The following is a 24,118-nucleotide window of genomic DNA, read 5'->3' on the forward strand; positions in this document are numbered from 1 at the left end:
GGGGGCGCAGCATGGCTGCTTGTCGGTCTCTTCTGTCAGGTCTTCCGCCGGGTCAGGAGACGGCAGCAATGCCACGAAAATCCCGGCTTCCCACTCAGTCGCAGGCGATGCGGCGTTGATGCTGTGCCTTAGTCTGACAGCATGTTCCCAGGGACCGGGCGGTGGTCCCGCTCCGGTATCCAGTTCACCGGCTGCTGCACATCTCATTGTCACGAGTTGGCGCAATGGAGATGACGCCATGCTCGCCCAATACTCTGGAGTCCTGATCAAGCAGTCCGACGGCTGCCTCGGACTGGGCGCCCTCAACGACCCAAAGTCAAAGCCGAAACTCTTACGCTGGCCCGCCGGGACACGCCTGTCAGAGGACGGAAAGGCCGTCGTGGGGTTGTCCGGCAAGCGCCTTGCTTTCGACTTGGTGGTTGGACTTGGCGGCGGCTTTGGGAATGTGTCCGTTCCTTCAGAGTGTGATTCGTCATTGTGGGGCGGCGTCTACGACGTGCAGCAGCCACTGTAAATTCGAAGGCGGCAGCCAGATCAACGAGCTGACCTTGCTGTCACGAGAGTCACATGAGCCGACCCGAAGATCCCGACGAACCTCTGCAGAAACTGCCAGCGGGAATGCCAAGAAGGTACGCAGAATATAAGCCAGTCACTTCGGGTGCTGTGGTAATCCCGCCAACTAACGTCGGCGGATACGACGAACTCCTCAGCTATTTTCAAGAGCGAGGTCAAACATTGCCACGCAAGCAGAAAGCCTAGCCACTCTTGATCAGGCCATCAATGATGGTTTGACGGCCGAATTTGCCCGCCCTATCGGGATGTTCTACGGAGATCTCCTCACGCACACTGTTCCCGGCGCCCACTGGGAGGTAGTCGAGGAGGGATACCCTCGGGTTCGTATCACCAGGAAGTCTGCCGTCGACGTCGTTAGAGTCGCGCTACGACGCCTGGCTACGCCGATACCCACCCTCGAACAAAACTATGCCCACGTCGTCGAAGTCGTCGGGCGAGAGCTGTAGAAGAAGACTGGCCGGCTGGGTCCGACCCTCTTCGCAACGGCCGGAAGTGGTATCAAGTATCAATTCTGTCCGCTGGCGGTTCCTCGAACCGCATAGCCGAGCCGCTGGCCGAGCGACACAGCAAACCCGCGCTATTTAGTAATCCTCCGCGACTACTTTCTCGCTTGCTGCCACTCGAACGCTTTCGAGCAAGGGCTGTTGGAGTATGTCGTCGATGCACTCTGCAGATCCCCCTACGTAGACGCTGCGTGCATAGATGTCGTTGCCGACTGTCCAGGAACAGTCCTCGGGGATCCACCAGAGAGGCATATCCGTCCCACGAGCCGCTGCAACTGGGCCCACATCTGCAAGCGAACCATGCCGCACATGCATTTGCCTGCCGTAGGAGCCAAGGATAGTGCCCGAACCACGGTAGGCATCGTTCAGGTCGGCGTAACCCTCCCACGCAAGAAAATAGACAGAAGCTGGAGTCTGGGTGTGTTCACCCAAAATGGAGGCCAACGTGGTCGCTACCTCCAGGTCCATGCCGCCCATTATCGGGTCCACCCGGGGCAGTTCGGAGGGTCCGGGCTGCATGGCTACATCCCGCCACTGCGTCCTGCCGGTAATAGTGACGGCCGTTCCAGCAACTTCTGCCCACCTCCTGGCGACTCCGGTGGCGCGGGCAGGGTTGAAGACGCGGCAAAATGCCGGAAAGTCCAATTGAAAGAACCCAGACACAGTCCGGGCTGGTCAATTTCTGCGTCACAAATCCCCCAATTTGATTGCTTTGACTGTAAGCCCCCTCCCAGGACTCGGGTAGACACCGCCTCCCCGGCCCATTGAGGGTTTTGGGCTCACGATCCCCAACTGGGCACAATGCCCCAATGTCTTCCGTCGTGCAAGAATCGCGGCATGGATGAGGATGAGCGGCAGACGAGGGAACAACTGATGATTCACGAGGCTCTGGTGCAGGCGATGGATCGGCGCGACGAGGTCTTCCAAGAGATTGAGGATTCAGAGGACGTGGACGAAGCCAGACGTCGGGTGGGTCAGCTGTTGGGTGTTGGAGAGCTGGGAAGTCGGTTTGTCCTCGACATGCAGGCCAGAAGATTCACCCGAGACCAGCGTCAGGCGATGGCTTCCTATGCAGAAGAACTTAGATCAAAGTTGCGTGACAGCCGCTGAGGACTTCGTGTTTTCCCTCGATTACTGGTTCGGCAGTCGATTAGCCATGGATCGGGCTTTTCCGCCGGCGTTGTAGCGGGCTGCGTGGACAGTCACGCCGACACTTACTACCAAGCTAACGAACAGTGCCAAGAAGCGGCCGCGGCGGCGACATAGTAGCTTGCCGGATCAGGCACTGTATCGACTAATGGCTCCATGTAGAACCAAATGGTGGAACCCGGCGCTCACGCCGAGTAATGCGATCACGCCAGACAGGACCCACGCGGTGATAGCAAGAACGAACATCTTCACATCCCCCAACTTTGGACCGTTGCAACCCGTCGAGTCCTGATCCTAGCCTCGGGGCTCAAGTTCGGCGGATGTGTCCCGTAGTTGGTTCCTTCTGAAGGCGGCCGACTTCGATTTCGGCCTCTCGAAACCTGATGACAGACGTTTGACTTGCCTTTGACGGCGACCTCTTCACGTGTGACATCTGAGGGAGACCAATCGAGGTCATGGAGACGAAACGCTACGATTACGTGCCGCGCGATGGTGGCTCGCCTTACAAGTGGGACGAGCCGAGGGTCGTTGAAGGATTTGATCTAGCTCCGTTCGACCTTGCATCAACACTGGAGCTTAGAAATCTCCGCCTCATTCTGGACAAGATCATCGAGCACCGAGCTCACTTTCCTCCGCCGACGAGGAGACCATTCAAATGGCTAATGAGCTGTGCGCTTTACGCCACTATGAACCAATCGTTCAAATCGAAAATGGCGTGGCCAGCGTGCCATTACATGTGCAGCATGCCATCCATTCAGTCATTGCTCCCGGACAAGATAAATGACGGCGCCAGAAGGCACTCCCGCCTGACCCTGGACGAAGGATGCCGGCCGAGAGCGTGGAAGCTGGCCACTAAACCTCTGCGCTTAGAAACTAGCGAGTTGTTAGTAGTGAGGGTTGGCCCATGGGAGGGCCCGGGACGTTTCTGGCATCGCGAGCGTTGACCAGGATCACGTCCAGCCCGTCGTCTTCGAGGAGGTAGTAGAACGGCCGCCAGTAAGAGTCCGCCGGCCGGGTCAAATCCGCCAAAACCCGGCCAGGGAACCGTTACCTCAAGGGCGCCCTCGGCATCGCGTCCCGCCGCGGACCCCTCAAGGCCCTCGTCGCCGTCGAACGAGCCATGCTCACCGCGGCCTGGCACATGCTCACCATCGGCGAGCTCTACAGGGACCCCGGAGTTAACTACTTCACCCGACACACACCCGCCAAAACAAACCCGCGCGATCGGACAGCTCGAATCACTCGGCTACAAAGTCACCATCGAACCACTGACGGCAACCGGATAGATCCGAGGGCCCAAACAACATGCCCTGCCCTCCGGATCCGTAGCCAACCGATTTGTGGGACCAACCTTATTTTCATGTCAGTCCATCGGAATCGTTCCGGTTGCCGTTCCCACACGGGGCCAGGACTGCTCCCACAGCCCGCAATTGTTGGCTAGGGAACCCGTTCGGAAATCACGGGTGACTGTTTCGGAACAGTGGTCGTCTACCGTCGGTGGTCCGAACACAATGTCGGCCCTGCCTCCTACGCGCTGTTTCCCACAACTCGACGTCCGCCGATGGGGTCGTTGAGCTGAACGTAACCGACGAGGCTCAGTTTCTGAGCGGTGCATGGGCTACCGGACGGTGGACCGGTGACCGCGAGGATGATCTCCGTCGGCGTTTCCCGGAGGTGCACGACAGAGGGCACTTTACAGCTAACCTGTCCGGCTGACAGATAGATGCGGTTTTCTTCGTTGTCGATTCTCACGAGAGTCCATGGAACTGTCTTACCCGTCGCCGTTGAGCTGTCTGTTGGGAGTCGGTTCGCAAGTGGAGTAATGGCATGGATGGACGGGCTTGTCTTACCGGCTGGAGTAACGGATGCCGGCTGGCTTCCTCCTGGTTGCTGCTCTCCGGCGCTGCATGACACAAGACCCAAAAAGGCCACCACGGCAACAAGCATCGAGGCGGCTCTCTGCGTAGTCGTGATCTTCCGGCGCTGCCAGCTCGCGGCCCACGGTGGCCGCGAGGGAAACCTGCCATGGGACTTCATGTCCCTATTGTTCTCGTGCTTGCTGGCGCTAAGTGGAAAAGCTTAAATTCGTCCCCGGATCGTTGTTCTTCTCCGGTTTGACCGTCATCCTGAGCTGAAGTTCCGTTGTAGGTTACTCTAATGTGGCGTTCCCAGTGGTCCCAAGCGGGTGCGTTCATGGGTCAGGTTCGACCGCGTGCGAGTCAGGTCCCGTAACTGGCGAATCGGTTCGGGCGGCACGAAACTGGCCCGCAGCAGGTTGTGGGCGGCGAGCTCCGCCAGCCACGTCGCGTCTGAAACGTCGCTCTTTCGCCCCGGGATGTTCCGCGCAGCTTTGGCATTGACCAGTTGCACATTCAGCGACTCTGACAGCAGGAAGTAGAACGGTTTCCAGTAGTCGCCGTGGCCTCCATCACCACTACTGTCACCGCGGCCGCCTCCAGATCACGGCGCAGGCGCACGATCTCGTTCGTCGTCGCGCCATATGTGTCACTGTCCTACTGGACGTTCCTGCCCGCGCTCCTGGAATCCGGATGCAGACCTTCGCATCGCGTTTCGAGATATCCATTCCCGCGGCACGCTCGTGCACGATGTCCATCATCTACTCCTCGCATCCGGTCCAACAGCACCCACCGGCTGGTGGTGCCAGATGCCGCGGGAAGGGCGGGGAAATGATTCAGGAATCTACTAAACGGGCTCTTCAAACCCGATGCTGCCGGGCTTGCGGCACCAATCCACGGTTCCCGTGGAAGCCCTCCACACCACGCTCGAAAACAGGCTCTAAGCACTAAGACTCAGCGGCGTCGACCGCGGCACCGCCATCATCCGCCGCTACCCACCCCAGCCACAAGATCGTTTTCTCAAGACCACAACGCCGCGGAGCGCTCCGCAGCTCGAAACCTCTGCGTCTGAAATGGATCCAAGACACCTGCGCGCAACGGTGCGACATGAAGCGACCACGGCTCACGGACGATCCGATCGTCACGTATCCAATGGGTGGAGGTGGAGGTAAATCCGCCATACCCAGCGGATTGCCCTCTTCGGGTTACTTCTTTCCTATTTCTCGCCCCCAGCCGCCGCCGACCCGGCACTCCCACCAGGCCAATGGAACGTCTAATGCACCTCATGCCGCCTAAAATACTGTCATGCCTACACGTGTTCACGAGTTTGTCTGGCCTGATCGCGTCGTCATCGGCACCATCGGCGTTCCGGGCGCGCGCACGTTTTACCTGCAGGTACGCACAGGGACGCAAATTGTTTCTGTCGCTCTGGAGAAGCAGCAATCCGCTCTGCTCGCCGAGAAAATTGACGAGATTCTCGATCAGCTCATCACCGTTGAAGGTAACCCCTTCAGTGTTCCCACCAGGACTCCCATCGAATTGGTCGACAATGATCCACTCGAGGCCGTTCAGGAACAGTTTCGAACCGGCGCAATGAGCCTAGGTTGGGATCCGACGATGGCGCATGTGGTCATAGAGGCTTACCCCATCACCGATGTCGACGCTGGTGACAACGGCGAACCCCTTGATCAGGACGGTAATGAAGTACCCGAAATGCTGCTGGTACGCATGCCGGTAGGCACCGCTCGCGCATTCGCCAAACGCACACGTGAGGTAGTAGAAGCCGGACGTCCCATATGCCCGCGCTGCGGTTACCCCATAGACGCCGGCGGGCATATCTGCACTCCTCCCGAGGTCTGATGCCGACGCCTTCATTACATCGGTAACGTCAAGAATTCCTTCGCCGGGAAGATGCCTCGAACGTTAGCGAGTTTGACCGCGAACGGCGAGGCTTGGGCTGCGCATTTGCAAAATCCTGCGGGAAATTGCCTGGGCTGATTTATCCACCTGCAGAACCTCGAAACTCGTACGGCGAGATGGCGGGCCAGCCACCCATCCCACTGTCATGCTCGAAGGCTGAAGCTAGCATTTAGCTCCAGCTCGGGAGGTGAGTCATGCTCCGCTTCGTCATATTCGGGCCGGCACGTTGCCTCGTCGTCGTTGCGCCTCAGAATGACCAGTGCACCACGGCAGTACGGCGAAGTAATCATGGTGTGGCCATCCTGGCCCTATTTTCAGGCTTTGCTTGGCATGGTGATCAACTGGCCCTCGGTGTGGCCTGTCCGATGACTTTGCCGGGGCCGTGCTGGTCTGTACAACGAATACCGGCTCGCGGGAGACTGACGCCATGCGCTACCTGACCTTCGGCATGAACGTGAGCCTGGACGGCTACATCGCCGCGCCCGGCGACGACCTCGGCTGGAGCGTACCGAGCGACGAGCTGTTCCAATGGTGGTCCGACCGGGTGGGGGCGACGGGCCTGGCGCTGTACGGGCGCAAACTGTGGGAGACGATGAGCTCCCACTGGCCGACCGCCGACCAGCAGCCAGGCATCACACCGGCGCAGATCGAGTTCGCCCGCCGGTGGCGGGACATGCCGAAGGTGATGTTCTCCTCGACGACCAGGAAGGTCGACTGGAATACCCGCCTGGTCACCGGCGACGCGGTCACCGAGATCACCCGGCTCAAGGCCGACGACGGCGGCCCCATGGACATCGCCGGTGCCACACTCGCCGCGGCGGCCATGCGGGCCGGGCTGATCGACGAGTACGCGCTCGTCACCCATCCGGTCCTCGTGGGCGGCGGCACGCCGTTCTTCACAGCCCTGGACAACTGGGTGAACCTGAAACTGCTGGAGACCCGGACGTTTCCCGACGGTGTGGTCCTGACCAGGTACGAGACCAGGCGCTGAGTGCCCGACGTCGGATCAGCGCCGGCTTCGGCCACCAAGGACCGCCTGGCGCTGTGTTCCGAGGCGATCGTGACGTCCCTGCCGGATCCTGTTCTTTACCGCCGATGATCCGTCCGGATAGCGTTCAGTAGCCGGTAATCCGACCAACGCGAAACGGGTGTGCCTAGGATGACCACACGAGAATTCCCGAAGATCCCGACGCAGAGACTGCCAGCGGGAATGCCGAGAAGGTACGCAGAATATAAGCAGCCTGGGGCAAGCAAAAGCGATTCAGCGCAGCGCGTCGAGCTCGGTCCAAGACCACTGAGCGTCCACTGTGACCACCCGTTTCCGCCCAGGATCAAGCCTGTCTGCCAGTCTCTCGAAAACCGAAGCGGCTTCGTCGCCAGGCTCCACGACACCGACGAAAATCTTGGAGGAATCCGAGGAGAAGTAGGTCCCGGAGAAAGTATCCGGATGGGCGGCGGTGTAGTCGTTGATCTTGTTGCCTATTGCATTCAGCTCGCCACTGGCCTGTCCCGTATAGACAGGATCGGTGTAGATGCGGACAGGCTTGCTGGTTTCCGGCGTTTCCTGGGGCGCCCCTCCCCCAGAGCCTGCATGTCCGTCCAGCCTTGCGCAGCCGGACAGGCAAAAGAGCAATCCAAGAATGCCCACCACCAAAGGCTTGAGAACATTCCCCACCTGTCGCTATCCCCTCGAATCCTTAAGCGAACTATTTGCCGGCAACTCGAGCTTTGCGTAGCAGGGCACCTGCCGCTGCTGGACCTGTACCGATCACCTCGGTAGCGTGCAACCATGACCATCAGACTTGAGAACGTCGGCATCGCCGTTCGCGATCTCGAAGCAACCATCGCCTTCTTCACCGACCTCGGCCTCACGGTTGTCGGCCGGGACACCGTTAGTGGCGAATGGACCGACACTGCCGTGGGCCTTGACGGCAATCACGCCAACATTGCCATGTTGCAGACACCAGACGGGCAAGGTCGTCTGGAGCTCTTCGAGTACATCCACCCCGAAGCGATCGAGACGGAGCCCACTCTCCCCAACGAGATTGGCATGCACCGCATCGCGTTCTCAGTCGAGGACATCGACAAAGCCTTGGAGATAGCCGCCAGGCATGGCTGCCATCCGCTTCGCGGCGTGGCGACCTACAAGGACATTTACAAGCTCACATACGTCCGCGGTCCCAGCGGGATCATCGTGATGCTTGCCGAGGAACTGAAGAAGGACTAAGCGCCGTAGGCACAGTACAGCGTGTTTTGCTGGACCTTGCTACTTCTGAGTGGTCCTTGCAAGCACCGCCCACCATCGTGCCGCGCAAAGGTCAGGGGCCGACCTCGGCTGTGTGTCAGGAACGCCTTAGGCGCGTTCCACCGGCAGCCACAACTCGCACGTCGCCGTGCTGAAGTCACTGGCGCGGTCGAGTATGGCCACGATCGAGGGGCCACGCCTCAACCGCCAGAGGCTGGAGGGAAACCAGTCGGTGGCAGTCGCTGCCCACGTGGACTGCAGGGCCGCCGGGTACGGGCCCGCTGTGCGGAACACCGCCCAGGTGCCGGCCGGAACCTCGATCGCGTCAAGGTCCGCGGGCACCGGCGTCGTTTCGCCCACGGCGACGCCGTGGAGGTACGTCAGCTCACTGCCTTCCGTATAGTCGGGGTCGACGTCGGCACTCACCTGGAGCAGGCCCGCCGGCTCGGTATTGCTCAAGTCTTTGAGGCGCAGGTGCGCGGCTTCGGAAAGCGAGGCGATGTGCGCTTGGATGTGCGGATTGACGCCATGGTGGATGAGCGGCACGCGGGCCGAATAGCCGACGAGCCGGAACGCCGGATGCTCTGCAATGCGGGTGTCCATGGAGTTGTTCCCATCTACGGTCAGGCGGAACCTGAGCTGCGGTTGTATGCGAAGGGGGCCGCCGTTTCTGCGCACGTCGCCCGGGCTGACACCGTGCACCGACCGGAACGCTCGGCTGAATGCCTCGGCGGAGCCGTAGCCGTACCGCACCGCAATGCCCAACAGGTCGCCATTTCCGACGACGTCGGCCGCGGCAACTCCCATGCGCCGCCGCCGGACGTACTCGGACAACGGCATGCCGGCCAGCGACGAAAACATCCTGCGGAGGTGGTACTCCGTGGTGCCAAGGCTGCTCGCCAGGCCGGTGACATCGATTTCCTCGGACAAGTGGGTCTCGATGAAATCGACGAGCCGGTTGAGAACTGCGATCACGCTTTCCCCTTTCAGCATTAAGTCTGCTGATCAGCCTCGGCCCGCGCCCGACTTTTCCGGTTCGATTCGATCGCCGCTCACTCCCCCGGCAGGCGCTCCTGTTTCCGCGCCTCGCTGTCCAGAGCTTCCAGCACCTTCGTGTTGTTCGCTGCGTCCGTGAGTCCATAGCGCAGCGGCGTACCGTTGAGGACGCTGTTGGCAAAGTGTTCGCCCATCCGAACGAAGTGGTTTTCGCCCCTGACCTTGTGATAGATCGTGTCCTGCCCGAAGTGGTGCTCCTCCAGGACCGAATCCTCCTCCAAAAGCCCAAAAGGATTGTCCAGGTACAGCCGGCCCTCAGTGCCAGTGACTTCCAGAAAGTTGCGGCGCTCGAGGTTCACCCCGGTATCGAAAAGGGCGGTTGCGCCGCTGGGAAACCGCAGCATGCCCGCAATGCTGGTGTCGACCTGACCGCCGTCGTTGGCGTCGCGGTAGTTGCCGAAGGCCGCGACACGCGCCGGCTCCTCTGCCGTGACCATCCGGCTGACGTTGACGCAGTACCCGCCTGTGTCGAACAGCGCTCCGCCGCCCAGCCCTGTGTACCAGCGTATGTTGTCGTCCCCGCCGGCGTCGAACGTGTGGGCGACATGGATGAAGGTCAGTTGGCCCACCGTGCTTGCCGCGAGCAGCTCCTGCAGCATCTCGAAACGCGGGTGGAAACGGTACATGAAGCCTTCAAGGACTTTGAGGCCAGTCTCATCGGCCTTACGCGCAATCTCCTCGCACTCAGCCACGCTCATCGCCAGAGGCTTTTCGCAGAGGACGTGCTTGCCTGCGTCCAGGGATTTCAGAATCCACTCGAGATGCAGTGCGTTCGGCAGCGGAATGTAGACGGCGTCGATGTCCGGGGATGCCAGCAGCGCCTCATAGGAGGCAAACGCCTGTGGGATGCCGTGTTTGTCCGCGTATTCCCTGGCCTTTTCCTCGGTGCGGGAAGCGATACCTACCACCTCGCCGTTTTTGGTTTCCTGCAATGCCGGAATTGTCTTGCGGACGATCCGGGCGCTGCCGAGAACGCCCCAACGCAATTTCTCGCTCATTAAAATCTCCTTTTTTCAAAACCTAACCCGATGCACAAGGGTGCTGTCCACCAGCATCAGATATTCGGACTCTCCCAACGACGGCATCACCAACCGCCGCGCGTTGGCGTGTGTCCCTTCCTGGCATCGTCGGGCATGGCCATTTCGGCCCGCAGGCCCAGGAGCCGGATGGGACGGCCCGTTTCGATTGTGGCTACGAGGTCAAAGACCCGCGCGAGGATTTCGCTCCGGTCGAATGTCTCGGGGATCTTCTTCGCGTGGGTGGTGGTGAAGAACGGCGCGTACCGAACCTTGAGGGTCAGCCCAATCACGGGCCGTCCTTCGGCCACAACGTCTTCAAGAACGCGCGCTGTCAGCTCCTTCAGGGCGTCGTCCACCTGGGCAGGCTCGGTTAGGTCCCGCTGGAAGGTGGTTTCCCGGCTATGCCCGCGGGCTACCCACGGGGTGTCGTCCACAACGCTGGCGCCGTCCCCTCGTCCGAGCGACGCGTACCAAGGGCCCATCTTCGGGCCGAACTCCGGGACCAGGTCCTGGGGGTCGGTCGCGGCGAGCTCGGCGACCGTGTTGATGCCGAGTTTGGCCAACCGGCCTGACACTTTCGTTCCGACGCCCCACAGTTCTTTCGTGGGCCGGCTGCCCATGACGTCGAGCCAGTTCGCTGAAGTGAGACGAAAGACGCCGGCCGGTTTGCCGAAACCCGTGGCCACCTTGGCCCGGACCAGGGTATCGCCGATGCCCACGCTGCAATGCAGCTGCGTTCGGTCCAGGACAGCGGCCTGAACCTGCCGGGCGTAGGCCTCCGGGTTCTCTGTCTCAGTGCCAACAAAGGCTTCATCCCAGCCCAGCACCTGCACGGTGGCGCCGGGCTGCGCGCGCAGGGTAGTCATCACGGTTTCAGACGCCGCGAGGTACGCCTCATGATCGACGGGCAGGATCACAGCGTCCGGCACTTTCCGGGCGGCGACGCGCAACGGCATTCCGGAACCGACGCCGAATGCCCGGGCTTCGTAGGACGCTGTGGACACCACAGCCCGTTCCGTGGGGTCGCCCCGGCCGCCGACAATGATCGGCTTGCCAGCAAGCTCCGGCCGCCGAAGCACCTCGACTGCCGCGATGAACTGGTCAATATCGACGTGCAGTACCCACGGGATTCCGCTCACGCCACCAGTCTGCCCTAAAGATCCCTGGCAGGCATCCGCTCTACCGCGGGGTTTGGCACCGTGGCCTGGGCCTCATGCCTAGGTGGGCCGATCGTCGCGTTGCCGCATCGCATTGGGGAAGTCACTCACCCATACAACTTCTCACTGCCTTGAGCGATCGTCTCGTCTCGCTCCAGGAGGAAGCGCAGGAAGGCGGCCTGGTTGTCGATTTCCCGCTGCCTGCGGGGAGAGACCCAGTCCAGCACTTCTTTGTCGTCAGCCATTATGTTCACCCCTTTCAGCCTCGGTTTTATGCTCACCCCGTTCGGACAAGATCGGCGAAAGTTTCGGGCAAGATAGGCGAAGGACTTGTCACCGGGCCGGATTCGCGTGAACGCCCGTACCCGTACCAGAACTCGTCGGGCGAAAGCCCCCGTGACCTTCATAGCGAAAGCATGACAGCGGCAGGTCCGCACCTAACCGGTCGCGGCAGAAACCACCGTCCCCTCACTTCCGTCCACCACGACGCGCTGCCCCTCGGCCAGGATGCCAGTGCCTGTGCCCGTTCCCATGACAGCCGGGATGCCGTACTCCCGTGCCACAATCGCCGCATGGGAGCCGAGCCCACCCATGTCGACGACGACCGCGGCCGCGCGCTGGAACAGCGGCGTCCAGGAAGGATTCGTGTACGGGCAGACGAGGACGTCGCCGCTGCGCAGCCGGCCGAACTCACCCGGTCCCCTGATGATCCGCACCGGCCCCTCGGCACGGCCCCGGCTGGCCGGCGTACCGGCCACCAGAACGCCCGCCGCACGGCGGCGGTTCCTGAACAGCAACGCCGTGTCCAGCAGCGGAATCCCCTCCAGCTCGAGGCGTTTGGCCGCCCTGGCCTGCACCAGCGGCCGGTAACGCTGCCCGACGGAAGCCGGCAGCGCGCCGCCGTCGTCCGTTATTGCCTCCAGTTCCTCGAACCGCAGGTGGTAGACGTCCTCTACGGTGTCAATCGCACCGGCAGCAGCGAGGCGCCGGCCAAGCTCCCGATACGCCCGCCGCATGGGCGGGATGACCTTTGTGGCGTAGAAATGGCTGTCCTCGCGGAACGCCATGCCGGCCCGGGCGTCGTCGACGGAGGCCAGCACCTTCCGACGGACCGGCCCGATGCGCAGGAACGGATGGCGCTTCAGCTCCGCCAGCGCCGCGCCGGTCTGGTCAGCCGTGGCGGGCCGCTGGCCCAGGAGCGCTTTGATGAGCCCCAGCACCACGTCAGGAGCGTCGGACCAGGTGGGCGAACTGCTCAACACCACGCTGACGGTCTCGCGGTTCCCGTATTCGCGCAGGAACCCGGCGAACGCCTCGCGAAAGGCTGCGTGCGCCGGGTCCTGCTCCACAAGCTGGAGCAAGGCCGGGCCGTCGAACGAAGCGAAGGCGTCCGCCAGACCGGGATCCGCCCGGACCATTGCAGCCAGCTGCTCCAGGGACCGGTTCGCGCGGCTCGTCATGGTTTCCGAACCCGCGACCAGGGCGGACGCCAGCCTCAGGCGCCCCAACAGCAGAAGCATCAGGCGCAGCCGAAGCATGGGCAGGAATATCCCGGGCATGTAAGAGCTGCGCAGCCCGGTGATGCCCTGCATCGTGGCGAAGGAGTCCCGCGCTACGCCCACAATTTCGGACCAGCGCAAGGCTTGGGGGTCCCGTGCGTTCAGCCGGTCCACCTGCTCCAGGAAGGTGATGAACCGGGGATCGTTCTTCCACTCAGCCATTCTGAACCGTCTCGCAAGGCGGGCCAGGGTCAGCGGTGCCGCCAGGGTGCGGAGCGTAGGGTGCGGGACCGGCGGCACCAGCTGCACCACCACACCATCCTCCTCCGGCAGCAGCTCCCCAACTCCGGGGAACCGCACTCCGACGCTGCCGGCCATCCGGTGCAGCATGGCCAGGATCCCCCGCCCCATCCAGCCGGATACATCCAGCGGATAGGGCCGCTCCTGGAACATCTCGATGAAGAACGGCCCCACCCGGCGCTGCACCGCATTGAGCCGCAGCGGCTGCGGCGGCAGGGCCGTCATGGGCCTCGACTGCAGGACATGGATCCGGCCCCCGGCCAGCGCCCATTCCAAGTCCTGCGGCCGGCCGAAGTGCTCCTGCGCCTTGCAGCCCAGGTCGGCCAGCTCCCGCAGCCGGGCCTCGGCAAGGGACGGCACGGGCGACCGGTTGCCGGGGTGCTCCGTCGTGCCGCCGTCTGCGTCCGGACTGATCACCACCTCTCCGCCGCCGGGAGCGAAGCTACGGATCCTGCCCGTGCGGTCCAGCACATAGTGTTCGGGCGTCACCCTTCCCGAGACCACCGCCTCCCCCAGGCCCCGGCTGGCATCCACCACGATCTCGCCGCGCTCACCCGTGACCGGGTTCGCCGTGAACATGACGCCGGCAACGTCGGCCGGCACCATTTTTTGGACGACGACGGCGATCGCCACCTCGCGGGGGTCGATCCCTCGCCGCTGCCGGTAGGCAATGGCCCGGTCGGTCCAGAGCGACGCCCAGCAGCCGGCGACCGCTTGGGCGACAGCTTCCTCACCGGCGACATTCAGGAACGTGTCCTGCTGGCCGGCGAACGCCGCCCCGGGCAGGTCTTCGGCCGTGGCGCTGGAACGCACTGCCACGGCTCCCCCTCCCAGAGCGGCGTACGCTTCGCCAATCTCCGACCGGACAGCTGCCGGCATGCCAAAGCGGGTGAACAGCGCACGGAGGGCGCCGCCGTCGGCCATGTTTTGATCCATGCCGTCCAGGGCCGCTCCCAGTCCTGTCTCGTCGAGGAGCGAGCGGTAGGCATCCGTGGTGACGATGAATCCGGGAGGCACCGGAAACCCGTGCCGCAGCAGTTCGCCCAGTGCTGCGCCCTTCCCACCGGCGGCCGCAAGGTCCCCGCTGCCGAAATCAGCAAGGGGGCCGGTTGTCTTACGTGTCATCGAGGGCTCCTCGTGGCGGGTGGCAGCAGGGTCTTCGCTGGCGGACGCCGCACGGCCATCCGGACGTGTAAAAGCTACTCCACCGTCCCTTCCCCGCATAGTGGCTGACCACCAGGAATGGCTTTCGTTGCCGGTTGCGCGACGTTACGGGTGCCCCTTGACCCCTCCCTGCATCGGGACCACACTCGATACTGATTACCCATTAACAAATTCGTGAATTCTTCTCGACACCTCACAGGCAGCGGTGTTGACGGTCCGGCGCCGCGACGGGGGCAGGTGGGCATGAGTACCTAGGCGATGTGTGTTTTGGCGATTTCTGCACGTCATGTGGCCTGAAGCGCAAGCCCCGACGGCCGCAGTCAACTAGTTGAGGTCTCAAATCCGAGGAGCACGTCATGGGCCAACGGCCGATTGCTGAGTGGTGGAATGAGCTTGATGAGCCCACAAAGAAGTGGCTCATTGAAAATCCCGGTTGCGTGGTTCTTCCGCGGACCGTGGCAAATGTGGTGTACCAGGTCTCAGGCGGCCACGTCGCCCAGGACCAGCACGGCGAACATCAGCTGTCACAGGCAGAGCAGTCCTTTCTCAGGGCCAAGTGCAAAGCGGCCGGGGCAGCGACCGGGAAACGCGCGTAAATCCATAAGTGAATCCGTGACCGGGCAGCGCAGGGGGGTGGTTCATAGCGGCCCTTGCTGCCATGCTCTGCGCATGCAATTCACCGGGCACGCCTGGGGCAGTCCGCCTCCCGGCTTTCGGGAGACGGAGCCCTACCGGCTGATGGTCAACGGCTTCACCGGAAATACACACGACGCCCGCTGCAGTAGAACGACGGCGCCCACCGCCACGCGGTTGTTCCTGCCGGTGTCGTCGCACCAGTCAATGTTGTACGGCACCGCCGTGACCGTTGCTTGGCCCTTGGCAGTCCGGGCGGGGACGACGAAAGTGTAAGTAAAGGCGCCGCCGTCGTTCATTGCCGAAGTAGTGTTGATGACTTTTGCTCCCGAGGAATCAGTCACACCTATTTGGATCCGCGCGTTCGCGCCGTAGCGGGGACTGCAGCCCGCATCCTGTGCCTGGACGGTCACGTGCTCCCCCGGTCTGGCTTCTGATGGGCTCACCGAATATGGGGGCGGGAAGCAGGGCGGTTCCCCGGCCGAGGAGCTTGCGCAGCCCGCAGCAGCCATCACCACCATCGCACTGGCAGAAGCAACGGCGGCGAATCCCCGGCACCCTGCATAGTAAGCCACACCGCCATCATGGCCCAACAGCGCAGCGGAACGGGGACCGTCTGCAACAGACGGTCCCCGCTCCCTTGGTTATTGCGGTTCAGTGGCTAGTCCCGATCACCGCGTTCCCGTGGTGAAGGTCCAGCTCCGGGTGACGAACGGGTTGCCGGCCAGGTCGTGTATCGAGGACGAGATCGACATGGTGTAGGTCCGGTTCGCCGCCAGAGTGGCCGACGGGTTCAGCGTCACCGTCCGGGTGACGTTGTTGTAGCTCACCGCAGCGGGGACGACCGTTGTGCCGAGCCGCAGCACCACCGTTCCCGTGCTGGCTCCGGTGATCGGTTCGCTGAAGCGGGCCGTCACGTTGGCCGTCCGGGACACGCCCCGAGCCGAGATCCCGGGGCTTACCGAGACCAGTGTGGGGGCGGGACCTGTGGTGAACTGCCACGCCGCGTTCGGCATGGTATTGCCGGCCGTGTCACGGATTGCGACGGCCGCAGCAGCCCCGGACACCGAGACCGTGTAGGTCCGGTCAGCGAGAAGGTTCGCGTTCGGGTTGATGGTGGCAGTCCTCGTGGCATTGTTGTAAACCACGCTTGAAGGAATGGCCGTCGTGCCGAGCCGGAGGACAACGGACGTCGTGGTGACGTTGGCCACCGGCTCGCTGAAGGTGACAGCCAGGTTGTTGCTCTGGCTGACCGACTTCGCTCCGGCTGCCGGGGTCCGTGCCGTGATGGTCGGGGCAACGAACTCCGTGCGCGGGGTGGTGACTGCCGTCCGGGCCGACCTGGCTCCGGTGCCGGCCGAGTTGATCGCCGCCACATCGAAGGTGTAGCCGGTGGCGTTGATCAGCCCGTCCACGACGGCGCCCGCGCCGGTTCCGACGGTCAGTGTCCGTGTCGGCGTGGTTGCCGAGCCAACGAACGTGCGGACCTCGTAGCCGGAGATCGGCGCACCGCCGTCGGAGGCCGGAACGGTCCAGGCCAGCGTCGCTGCCGCGTTGCCCGAGGTGGCGGTCACTCCGGTGGGAGCACCGGGTGCGGTGGCGGCAGGCGGCGGGGGAACCTCCACGGTTGCTGCCGGAGTCACCACGTTGGATGCTGCCGAGAACGGGCTCGTGCCCTGGGCGTTCGTTGCCGAAACCTGGAACACGTACTTGTTGCCGTTGGTCAGGCCCGGCACCACGAGGCTGGTGTCCGTACCCGGCGCGGTGAGCAGGCCGCCCACCTGGACACCGCCCGCGTTCGTCGTCACATCGAGCGTCTTCACGTTGAAGCTGCTGGCGATGCCGATGGTCGGCGCGGTCCAGGTAATCGTGGCCCGGGCGTTGCCGGCGGTTGCGACACCGATGACCGGAGCGTTGGTGACCACCGTGTCGGCGAAGGCCAGGGATTCGATGTTCCGCAGCGTATCGGTGCCGTCGGCGCCGACGTTGTCGGTTACCGTCGTGGTCGAACCGGGTGAGCCGAGGGTGCCGTCGCCGCCGGTGGTGGTGACGGTGTAGTTGGCCTCCGGACCGGAGAACACTGCGGTGTCGACGTTGCCCGCGGTCTGGGCCGCCGTCGGCGTGATGACTTCACGGACTGCCACCAGGTTGCCCGGGTCGATGACGCCAGCGGCGACGTCGGCCTCCAGGGTGTGCGGGTTGCCCGCCTGGTAGGTGTGCTCCATGAGGTCCGTGCTGCCGATCTCCGTTGCCGGATCGCTCGGGTTGGTGCGGACGCTGATCCGGACCTGGACGTAACGGTCACCGTCGAGGACATCGTTGGCGCCGCGGCCTTCCAGCCGGTCGCTGCCGAGGCCGCCGAGCAGGATGTTGCCGTCGCCCCATACCGGGCCCTCAAGCGGGCAGGCTCCCATTGCCGAAGCCGCCGCGATCGGTTCCAGCGGTGTGCTGGGCGCGGGGAGGATGTCCCCCAGGCCGGCGATCCTGTCGATGCCTGCCTGGTCGAGAACGTCGCAGCCGCTGAAGCCGGCGCCGCCCACGGTGCTGGGCACCCGGTCATCACCCTTGATCACGTCGTCGAACGCGGATCCGGAGTTGGCTTCCGTTTCCTGCCACCGGTCGCGGTTGACCACAATCTGCAGCAGCAGGCCGCCCAGGTTCTGGTTGATCTTCATGTCATCGTTGGCGCCCACCGTGTCGTACTGGTGGATGGCCCAGTCGAACCCTGCCGCACCGGCGAACCGGTCGATCGCAGCGTTGGCGGCCATGAGGTCGTCGCCACCTTCAGCGTCGTAGTCGTTCTCGCCGACTTGGCCAACCATGATGTCGTTGCCCGGCTTGGTCTGGGCCGGATCATCGAAGAACGGAGCACCGTGGTCGCCCTGGAGCAGATCCTGCCCCGAGCCGCCCTCGATCCAGTCGTCGCCGCCGTCGCCGAACACCGCGTCCGCACCGTCACCGGCCCGGACGAAGTCGTTGCCGGGACCTGCGAACGTCTCGTTGTCATTGGCGCCGCCGTTCATGAAGTCCTGGCCGTCACCGCCCATCATGATGTCGTCGCCGATGCCGGCATTGGTGTAGTCGTTGCCGGGACCGCCCTTGAGCACATCGGCACCGGCAAGGTCCGTGATCCTGTCGTTGCCTTCGCCGCCGAGCGCCACGTCGTCGCCGCCGTTGCCTTCAATGACGTCGTTGCCGGCGTTGCCCCAGAACGTGTCGTTGTCATTGCCGCCGGTCACCCGGTCCACGCCGTCAGTGCCGTTGTACACGGACTGGCCGTTGATGCCGGAGGGATCCACGGTGTTCTTCTCCTGGTACTGGATGGTGCCGTCAGGCTTCCGCAGGAGCAGCGCGTTCTCGTTGCAGTCGGTGGTCGTGGTGTCGTCTGCGACTGCGGGACCGAATGAGGTGAACCCAGCTGACGTGCCGGAGAGGTTGCCCAGCTGGAACTTGCAGTCTGCCGTGGCAAACACATCGGCCTTGAGCGTGTTCACGCCGTCAGTGTTGCGCATGATCATCTCGGAGAAGCTGTTGCCTTCGAGCTGCGTGCGCAGGTTCATGCCGGGCGTACGGGCCAGGTAGTACAGCCGGTCGCCGTTCTGCAGGTCCGTCAGCTGGTTCTCGAACACGTAGTTGAACGTGCTGCCGAGGAGGCCGCCGAAGAGGTTGGTCTTCTCGGCGAGGCCGCCGACCCACAGGTCAACCTTGTTCAGGCCGGTTTCCTGGTTGGCCCAGGCGCCGGAGCTGTTCATGAAGTCGATCATGTCCGCCGTGGGAGGCACGGCATTGGGGCCCGGATCCACGATTGCCTTCGCGGCTGCACGCTTGTCCGCCAAGGTGGCGGCGTTCACGATGCTCGGGTAGGTGCCGTAGGCGGCCACGAAGTTGATCAACGACTCGGGGTGCTTGATGTTCTGGCCGAAGTCAGCCCAGCTGGTGTACGGGGCAAGCTGTCCGTCACCGGTGGAGTCGTGGAGCTGGCGGCGCACCTCGTTCAGCGGCGGAACGCCGGCTTCACGTGCACGGGTCATGTTGATCGTCGCGAGGTCAAGCGGCAGGCCCAGCAGGTTGTTGCGGAGCGTGTCGGTGACGAACTCATCCAGCTCGTTGCCCGTCTGGTCGCTCATGCCCATGACGACGGCACCTGCGGCCTGCTGTGAGGTGAGCTGGTTTCCGTGGCCGTCATCGGTATACGACGGCGGGTTCAGGAAGCCGTTCAGCAGCGGGATCGAGTTGTCCGTTCCGTCCGGGTTGGTGCGGGCGATGGTCTCGGTCAGCATCGAGTGGCCGAACCGGTACACCGCATGGGCGAACTCGGCATGGATCGCAGGGTTGACGTCCGTGTGGTAGACGTGGAACGGCTGGATCGCGGGCTGGACCTTGCGGGCGAACTCCTCGAAGACGAGGTGCTGGTATTCCATCTCAGTGACGAAACGGGCGGCCTGGAAGAGGCGTTCGCCGTTCCAGCCGTCGGTGGTGCCGGCGGCCAGCTTCCACTCGGCCAGGGCCGCGACGCCGGTGGCCGAGGTGTCGTTGGTCAGCGTGTTCTTGAAATCATCCACGAGCCGGTCGTGTTCGGAGTGGAAGATCTGGTGGATGGTTGTGAGGCCGATGTTCTCGTTGACGCGGCCGTCACCGGCGATGAAGTGAGCGTTCAGCATTTCGTCGTCGTAGGTTCCCGGGGGCTGGCTGGCGAAATCAGCCGAGGCAACCGTATCGGCGTCGGGCGCCGGTGTAACCGGCGGGGTGGCCGGGTTGTGGTCCGTGTCCTGCGGGGACGGGTCCGCGTTGTGCGCAATGTCCGTGAGGAACGGGGTGTCGAAGTAGCGGACGTCCGCCGGCACCAGGGTGCCAAGGCCGCCGTTGTCGGCACGGTTCGCCTCGACGAGACCGCTTGCGGTCACGAACTGCGGCAGGCCGCGGGCGGGGCCGGGGATGAATTTGCCGTAGGGATCGACGGCGAGCTGCGGCACGTTCAGGACGTCCTTGTCCAGGAGCTGGATGCCGAGCAGCGTCTTGGCCTGTTCCTTGACGTTGGCCCAGTTGGCCATGCCCTTCTCCGCGTTGGTGCCTGCGGCACCGCCGAGCAGCTTGCCTGTGGAAACCGGCTTGCCGTCGGGATCATTCACGTACTCGCGCAGGAACACCTGGTGGGACGGGTGCGACGTGTAGGTCTGTGACTGGTCCACATACGGGGAATCCGTGTTGGAGGCCTCCTGGACGTCGTCAGCGGTGCCCATTACACCGTCGGGGCCGGGCTGGTTCTGGGCACGCGTCAGCACCATGAAGCGCTGGTTGGCGGGCAGGTCGTCGGCGTTGCCAAAGATGTGGTCCGGGCCGGCCACCAGCGGGTCGTCGGAGCGGAGCGGCACAAACACGTTGCCGCCGCTCTTGACGGTCTGGTCCACGCCGTGGTCGAAGAACTGTCCGAACAGCGTGAACATCGAGTTGTAGGGTGGCGAGAGGCCGACGTCGGTGGTGACATTCGGGATGAAGAGCGTGTTGTGTGACGGCACGCAGCCGGCGGGAACTCCCTCCACGGGCGGGGTGGCCAGCGGATCCGGGTCGGTGGTGCAGGGGTGGACGCCTACGTCGCCCTGGGTGCGGACCGGGAAGCCGGCAGCAGCCACGGCCGCAGGGTTGGTGGAGGTCTGGTCCACGATCAGGTTACTGATGTCGCGAGGCTTGCTGTCGAAAACGTTCCCGCTCTTCTGCTTGTAAGAGGTGGGGCCGGCGGGACCGAAACCGGCGGGCACGGGGTCTGCATCGTTGAAGACCGGCGTGGTGTAGCGGGGGAACTTCTGATCAGCGGCGCCGTAGGTTTCGCGCCCGGCCAGGAGGTTGTTGCAGGAACCGTCGACAGTGCGCAGGCCGTAGGAGGTCAGGGCGTCCGGGATCTGGTTGGGCCCCGTACCGATGAGGGCGCCGCAGGGGCCGGTGGCCGACGTCGTGTTGGCCACATGGGCTTCCGCGATCTTGATCTGCTTGAGGATGAACGCCAGGTCTGATGCCGTGACGGTAAAGCCTTGGCCCACCGGGGCGGTCACTGCGTTGGCCGCGATGGTTGCTGACTGGCCGATGGCCGCCACCAGGGACATGACCACGCCGGCGGCGACGATGCGGTTAGGTGCGCCGAAGAGGCGCCGCCGGCTCCCGCGTGCGTGCTTCGGGCGCCGAGGTGCTCCACGGGATGCCGTCCGATCACCTCCGATGGCTTTTATTGGGTGGAACGCTTTCATGACGTACCTGCCTATTTTGTTGATTGAACGCTGATTGAACGTTGCATTGGACGGTGCAAGATTGCGGAGGATGCCTTGCGGAAACCTTGGGCCGTTTTTGCCGGTAGAGATGCCGATTGCACCGCTGGCGAGGCCTGCGCCCGGTGCTGGCTGGGGGGTTTGGACCGCACGGCGGCAACGACCTCCCCCAGATCAGGGGGTCCACCCACTTCCGGCGGCCGGCCCTGCGATGGCTTTCCGCAACTGGAGCTGCCTAGGCTCGGCCGCTGCCTGATTCTCAGGCAATTCCCAGTTGCTAATAAGCGTGTCCGAAGGATTGCTTTAGAACCTTGTCCCCAGTTGCCACGCAGATTCGTGGGACTGCCGCTAGGAAGGCCCCGCACCGCCTCTCACGAGGTGCGCGGGGCACTCTCCTCTTAAGTCGATGGAAGGGCATGCCTACTGACCGGAACCAGCATCCACCTGTTCGCCTAATCCCTACTTTTCGGTACACCTAAATCTCGGTTATCCTCGTCTTATCGGTACCCCCAATGGCGAGGATGAATGATGGCTGTTTCGACCCTTTCAGAACGCACTGCACCGGCACGGGTGTGGTCGCGCCTGCTGCTGCTGGGTCCTGCGTTCGTGGCGGCCATCGCCTATGTCGACCCGGGCAATGTTGCAGCGAACCTGACCGCCGGGGCCAGTTACGGATATCTGCTGGTCTGGGTGCTCGTAGCAGCCAATGCCATGGCCGTGCTGGTGCAGTACCAGTCCGCGAAGCTGGGACTGGCCACCGGCATGAGCCTGCCCGAAATCCTGGGTAAACGCCTGGGCACCCGCCGCCGGCGCGCGTACTGGGCCCAGGCGGAAATCGTGGCCGGAGCGACCGACATGGCCGAGGTGATCGGCGGCGCCGTCGCTCTGAACCTGTTGTTCGGACTTCCGCTGCTGGCAGGCGGGATTATCATCGGCCTCGCGTCGATGGCACTCCTCTCGCTGCAGTCGAACCGGAGCCAGAAGTCCTTCGAAGTGGCCATTCTGACCCTTCTCGGCGTCATCGCCGTCGGGTTTGTGTCGGGCCTGTTCGTCAGTCCGCCGGACGCCGGCAGCGCGCTGACCGGCCTGGTGCCGCGCTTTGAAGGAACGGACACCATCCTGCTCGCCGCGAGCATGCTCGGTGCTACGGTGATGCCGCACGCCATTTACCTCCACTCCGCCCTCGCCCGGGACCGGCACGGCTTCTCCGAAAACCCCGCCGTGCGGACCCGCCTGATCCGGGCCACCCGGTTTGACGTAGCCGGTGCGCTGCTGCTGGCCGGCGTCGTCAACATCGCAATGTTGCTGCTGGCGGCATCCAGCCTGCGCGGCGTGGAAGGGACCGACACCATTGCCGGTGCGCACGCGGCGGTGACGCAGGCACTGGGCCCGGCGATCGGCGTCGTTTTCGCCATCGGCCTGCTCGCCTCGGGCCTGGCCTCCACCTCCGTCGGCTGCTACGCCGGTGCCACGATCATGGGCGGTCTGCTGAAGGTCCGGATTCCGCTGCTGACCCGGCGGGTGATCACCCTGATTCCGGCGCTGGTGATCCTCGGGGCCGGCATCGAGCCGACGCTGGCCCTGGTCCTGAGCCAGGTGCTCCTCAGCTTCGGCATCCCGTTTGCGCTGATTCCGCTGATCCGGCTCACCGGGAAGCGCGAAGTCATGGGCATCCACACTGATTCGACGCCGCTGAAGATCGCCGGATGGACCAGCGCCACGCTCATCGTCGGCCTGAACTGCGTGCTGATCGTCCTGACCGTGCTCGGCGTGTCCTGACGGTTTGCCTTAATTAATTTCTCCGCTCGGGCCTCCTTGGGAGGCATTGGCGTTACCTGTACCAGCAGCCACTGTCATACGCGCCCGGAGTACGGTTTTCTGGACATGTCACTCGCAAGTCCCGTATGACCGACGGAAGGTAAATCGAATGACCACATGGCTCATCACAGGCTGCTCCACCGGCCTTGGCCGCGCCCTGGCCCAGGCCGTACTCGCCCACGGCCATAACGCGGTGGTCACCGCACGGAACGTCAACGCAGTGAAGGACCTCGCGGCCGACTACCCGGACACTGCACTGGCACTCCCCCTCGACGTCACCGACAAGGAACAGATCAGCTCCGCGGTGCAGCAGGCGCAGGCCCGGTTCGGCGGTATCGACGTCCTCGTCAACAACGCCGGCTACGGCTACCGTGCCGCCGTGGAAGAAGCCGACGACGCCGATATCCGGCAGCTGTTCGACACGAACCTTTTCGGCGCCGTCGACATGATCAAAGCAGTCCTGCCGGGCATGCGCGCAAAGCGGGCGGGCGCGATCCTGAACATCTCCTCCATCGGCGCCCGCATCTCACCCGCCGGTTCCGGCTACTACTCCGCCACCAAGGCGGCACTGGAGGGCCTCTCGGGTTCGCTGCACAAGGAACTCCAGCCGCTCGGCATCAGTGTCACGGCCATCGAACCCGGCGCGTTCCGCACCGACTTCGCCGGCCGTTCACTCACCCAGTCAGCGACGGCGATTCCGGACTACGCGGAGACGGCCGGCAAGCGCCGCAAGGAGCACGACACCGTCCACGGCACCCAGCCGGGCGACCCGGTCAAGGCAGCGGAGGCGATCATCGCCGTCGTCGAAAGCCCCACCCCGCCGTCGCTGCTGGTTCTGGGCCAGGACGCGTACGGCGCGTTTGCCGCCGTTGCAGACGCGCAGCGCGCGGAACTGGACCAGTGGCGTGACCTGAGCCTCAGCACGGGCATCGACGAGTAACAAACGGCACGGCTCGGCTCCCAGCGGGC

The 24,118-nt window shown here is 63.8% G+C and carries 18 protein-coding genes and 2 pseudogenes; 10 read left to right on the plus strand and 10 right to left on the minus strand.

Going from position 1 to position 24,118, the window contains the following annotated elements; translation table 11 throughout:
- Window positions 1-734: 734 nt before the first annotated feature.
- The gene (locus ABIE00_RS10810; protein ID WP_354263322.1) at window positions 735-1,019 is read left to right on the plus strand and encodes a DUF6278 family protein; all 285 of its coding nucleotides are present in this window, start codon (window positions 735-737) and stop codon (window positions 1,017-1,019) included.
- Window positions 1,020-1,154: 135 nt separating this feature from the next.
- Here the strand turns inward: ABIE00_RS10810 and ABIE00_RS10815 are convergent, their stop codons facing one another.
- Window positions 1,155-1,544 carry a hypothetical protein gene (locus ABIE00_RS10815; RefSeq protein ID WP_354260066.1) on the minus strand — a complete coding sequence of 130 codons (390 nt, stop codon included), beginning with the start codon at window positions 1,542-1,544 and terminating at the stop codon, window positions 1,155-1,157.
- 369 nt (window positions 1,545-1,913) lie between these two features.
- Here ABIE00_RS10815 and ABIE00_RS10820 point away from each other — a divergent pair, with 369 nt between their 5' ends.
- The 3 genes and pseudogenes from ABIE00_RS10820 to ABIE00_RS10830 all read left to right on the plus strand — a co-directional run.
- Window positions 1,914-2,186, plus strand: coding sequence for a DNA gyrase subunit A (locus ABIE00_RS10820; RefSeq protein WP_354260069.1), 273 nt, complete (start codon window positions 1,914-1,916; stop codon window positions 2,184-2,186).
- Window positions 2,187-2,880: 694 nt separating this feature from the next.
- On the plus strand, window positions 2,881-3,009 hold the full coding sequence (locus tag ABIE00_RS10825; RefSeq protein WP_354260072.1) for a hypothetical protein: 129 nt from the start codon (window positions 2,881-2,883) through the stop codon (window positions 3,007-3,009).
- A 216-nt stretch (window positions 3,010-3,225) separates the two neighbouring features.
- A pseudogene (locus ABIE00_RS10830) lies at window positions 3,226-3,511 on the plus strand (IS110 family transposase); the annotation flags it as partial.
- A gap of 868 nt (window positions 3,512-4,379) precedes the next feature.
- Here the strand turns inward: ABIE00_RS10830 and ABIE00_RS10835 are convergent.
- Window positions 4,380-4,631 (minus strand): annotated as a pseudogene (locus ABIE00_RS10835) (IS110 family transposase); the annotation flags it as partial.
- Between the two features lie 755 nt (window positions 4,632-5,386).
- Here ABIE00_RS10835 and ABIE00_RS10840 point away from each other — a divergent pair.
- Together ABIE00_RS10840 and ABIE00_RS10845 are read left to right on the plus strand one after the other, a co-directional pair.
- Window positions 5,387-5,941: a DUF3090 domain-containing protein gene (locus tag ABIE00_RS10840; RefSeq protein WP_354260078.1), complete on the plus strand. Its 555-nt coding sequence runs from the start codon at window positions 5,387-5,389 to the stop codon at window positions 5,939-5,941.
- Window positions 5,942-6,428: 487 nt separating this feature from the next.
- Complete coding sequence (locus tag ABIE00_RS10845) at window positions 6,429-6,992, plus strand: dihydrofolate reductase family protein (RefSeq protein ID WP_354260081.1); 564 nt, start codon at window positions 6,429-6,431, stop codon at window positions 6,990-6,992.
- Between the two features lie 270 nt (window positions 6,993-7,262).
- Here ABIE00_RS10845 and ABIE00_RS10850 read toward each other — a convergent pair whose 3' ends face one another.
- Entirely contained in the window at window positions 7,263-7,649 is a 387-nt protein-coding gene (locus ABIE00_RS10850) for a hypothetical protein (RefSeq protein ID WP_354260083.1), read from the minus strand.
- Between the two features lie 141 nt (window positions 7,650-7,790).
- On the opposite strand from ABIE00_RS10850, the gene ABIE00_RS10855 reads away from it, so the two are divergent.
- Window positions 7,791-8,228, plus strand: coding sequence for a VOC family protein (locus ABIE00_RS10855; RefSeq protein WP_354260086.1), 438 nt, complete (start codon window positions 7,791-7,793; stop codon window positions 8,226-8,228).
- A gap of 126 nt (window positions 8,229-8,354) precedes the next feature.
- Here ABIE00_RS10855 and ABIE00_RS10860 read toward each other — a convergent pair whose 3' ends face one another.
- The 5 genes from ABIE00_RS10860 to ABIE00_RS10880 all read right to left on the minus strand — a co-directional run bounded on the left by ABIE00_RS10860 (window position 8,355) and on the right by ABIE00_RS10880 (window position 14,402).
- A complete protein-coding gene (locus tag ABIE00_RS10860) occupies window positions 8,355-9,221 on the minus strand; it encodes an AraC family transcriptional regulator (RefSeq protein ID WP_354260089.1) in 867 nt (288 codons plus the stop codon).
- A gap of 77 nt (window positions 9,222-9,298) precedes the next feature.
- Entirely contained in the window at window positions 9,299-10,300 is a 1,002-nt protein-coding gene (locus ABIE00_RS10865) for a Gfo/Idh/MocA family protein (RefSeq protein WP_354260092.1), read from the minus strand.
- Between the two features lie 86 nt (window positions 10,301-10,386).
- Window positions 10,387-11,460 carry a DNA polymerase IV gene (locus ABIE00_RS10870; protein ID WP_354260095.1) on the minus strand — a complete coding sequence of 358 codons (1,074 nt, stop codon included), beginning with the start codon at window positions 11,458-11,460 and terminating at the stop codon, window positions 10,387-10,389.
- A 125-nt stretch (window positions 11,461-11,585) separates the two neighbouring features.
- Window positions 11,586-11,723 carry a hypothetical protein gene (locus ABIE00_RS10875; RefSeq protein WP_331575018.1) on the minus strand — a complete coding sequence of 46 codons (138 nt, stop codon included), beginning with the start codon at window positions 11,721-11,723 and terminating at the stop codon, window positions 11,586-11,588.
- A gap of 192 nt (window positions 11,724-11,915) precedes the next feature.
- Window positions 11,916-14,402, minus strand: a complete 2,487-nt coding sequence (locus tag ABIE00_RS10880) for a PEP/pyruvate-binding domain-containing protein (protein WP_354260098.1) — start codon at window positions 14,400-14,402, stop codon at window positions 11,916-11,918.
- A gap of 395 nt (window positions 14,403-14,797) precedes the next feature.
- Here ABIE00_RS10880 and ABIE00_RS10885 point away from each other — a divergent pair, with 395 nt between their 5' ends.
- Window positions 14,798-15,037, plus strand: coding sequence for a hypothetical protein (locus tag ABIE00_RS10885; RefSeq protein ID WP_354260101.1), 240 nt, complete (start codon window positions 14,798-14,800; stop codon window positions 15,035-15,037).
- A 132-nt stretch (window positions 15,038-15,169) separates the two neighbouring features.
- Here ABIE00_RS10885 and ABIE00_RS10890 read toward each other — a convergent pair whose 3' ends face one another.
- Window positions 15,170-15,487, minus strand: a complete 318-nt coding sequence (locus ABIE00_RS10890; RefSeq protein ID WP_354260104.1) for a hypothetical protein — start codon at window positions 15,485-15,487, stop codon at window positions 15,170-15,172.
- A gap of 258 nt (window positions 15,488-15,745) precedes the next feature.
- A complete protein-coding gene (locus ABIE00_RS10895; protein ID WP_354260107.1) occupies window positions 15,746-21,313 on the minus strand; it encodes a peroxidase family protein in 5,568 nt (1,855 codons plus the stop codon).
- A gap of 546 nt (window positions 21,314-21,859) precedes the next feature.
- On the opposite strand from ABIE00_RS10895, the gene ABIE00_RS10900 reads away from it, so the two are divergent.
- On the plus strand, window positions 21,860-23,110 hold the full coding sequence (locus tag ABIE00_RS10900) for an Nramp family divalent metal transporter (protein WP_354263325.1): 1,251 nt from the start codon (window positions 21,860-21,862) through the stop codon (window positions 23,108-23,110).
- Window positions 23,111-23,258: 148 nt separating this feature from the next.
- Window positions 23,259-24,089 carry an oxidoreductase gene (locus ABIE00_RS10905; protein ID WP_354260110.1) on the plus strand — a complete coding sequence of 277 codons (831 nt, stop codon included), beginning with the start codon at window positions 23,259-23,261 and terminating at the stop codon, window positions 24,087-24,089.
- Window positions 24,090-24,118: the final 29 nt, after the last annotated feature.

This window comes from Arthrobacter sp. OAP107 (genome assembly GCF_040546765.1).
Classification (GTDB): Bacteria; Actinomycetota; Actinomycetes; order Actinomycetales; family Micrococcaceae; genus Arthrobacter.

Bases quoted from the DNA above. Each gene is read 5' to 3' on its own strand.
- ABIE00_RS10815 (WP_354260066.1), bottom strand. From the start codon at position 1,544: ATGGACCTGGAGGTAGCGACCACGTTGGCCTCCATTTTGGGTGAACAC.
- ABIE00_RS10820 (WP_354260069.1), top strand. From the start codon at position 1,914: ATGGATGAGGATGAGCGGCAGACGAGGGAACAACTGATGATTCACGAG.
- ABIE00_RS10825 (WP_354260072.1), top strand. From the start codon at position 2,881: ATGGCTAATGAGCTGTGCGCTTTACGCCACTATGAACCAATCGTTCAA.
- ABIE00_RS10840 (WP_354260078.1), top strand. From the start codon at position 5,387: ATGCCTACACGTGTTCACGAGTTTGTCTGGCCTGATCGCGTCGTCATC.
- ABIE00_RS10845 (WP_354260081.1), top strand. From the start codon at position 6,429: ATGCGCTACCTGACCTTCGGCATGAACGTGAGCCTGGACGGCTACATC.
- ABIE00_RS10855 (WP_354260086.1), top strand. From the start codon at position 7,791: ATGACCATCAGACTTGAGAACGTCGGCATCGCCGTTCGCGATCTCGAA.
- ABIE00_RS10865 (WP_354260092.1), bottom strand. From the start codon at position 10,300: ATGAGCGAGAAATTGCGTTGGGGCGTTCTCGGCAGCGCCCGGATCGTC.
- ABIE00_RS10875 (WP_331575018.1), bottom strand. From the start codon at position 11,723: ATGGCTGACGACAAAGAAGTGCTGGACTGGGTCTCTCCCCGCAGGCAG.
- ABIE00_RS10880 (WP_354260098.1), bottom strand. From the start codon at position 14,402: ATGACACGTAAGACAACCGGCCCCCTTGCTGATTTCGGCAGCGGGGAC.
- ABIE00_RS10885 (WP_354260101.1), top strand. From the start codon at position 14,798: ATGGGCCAACGGCCGATTGCTGAGTGGTGGAATGAGCTTGATGAGCCC.
- ABIE00_RS10895 (WP_354260107.1), bottom strand. From the start codon at position 21,313: ATGAAAGCGTTCCACCCAATAAAAGCCATCGGAGGTGATCGGACGGCA.
- ABIE00_RS10900 (WP_354263325.1), top strand. From the start codon at position 21,860: ATGGCTGTTTCGACCCTTTCAGAACGCACTGCACCGGCACGGGTGTGG.
- ABIE00_RS10905 (WP_354260110.1), top strand. From the start codon at position 23,259: ATGACCACATGGCTCATCACAGGCTGCTCCACCGGCCTTGGCCGCGCC.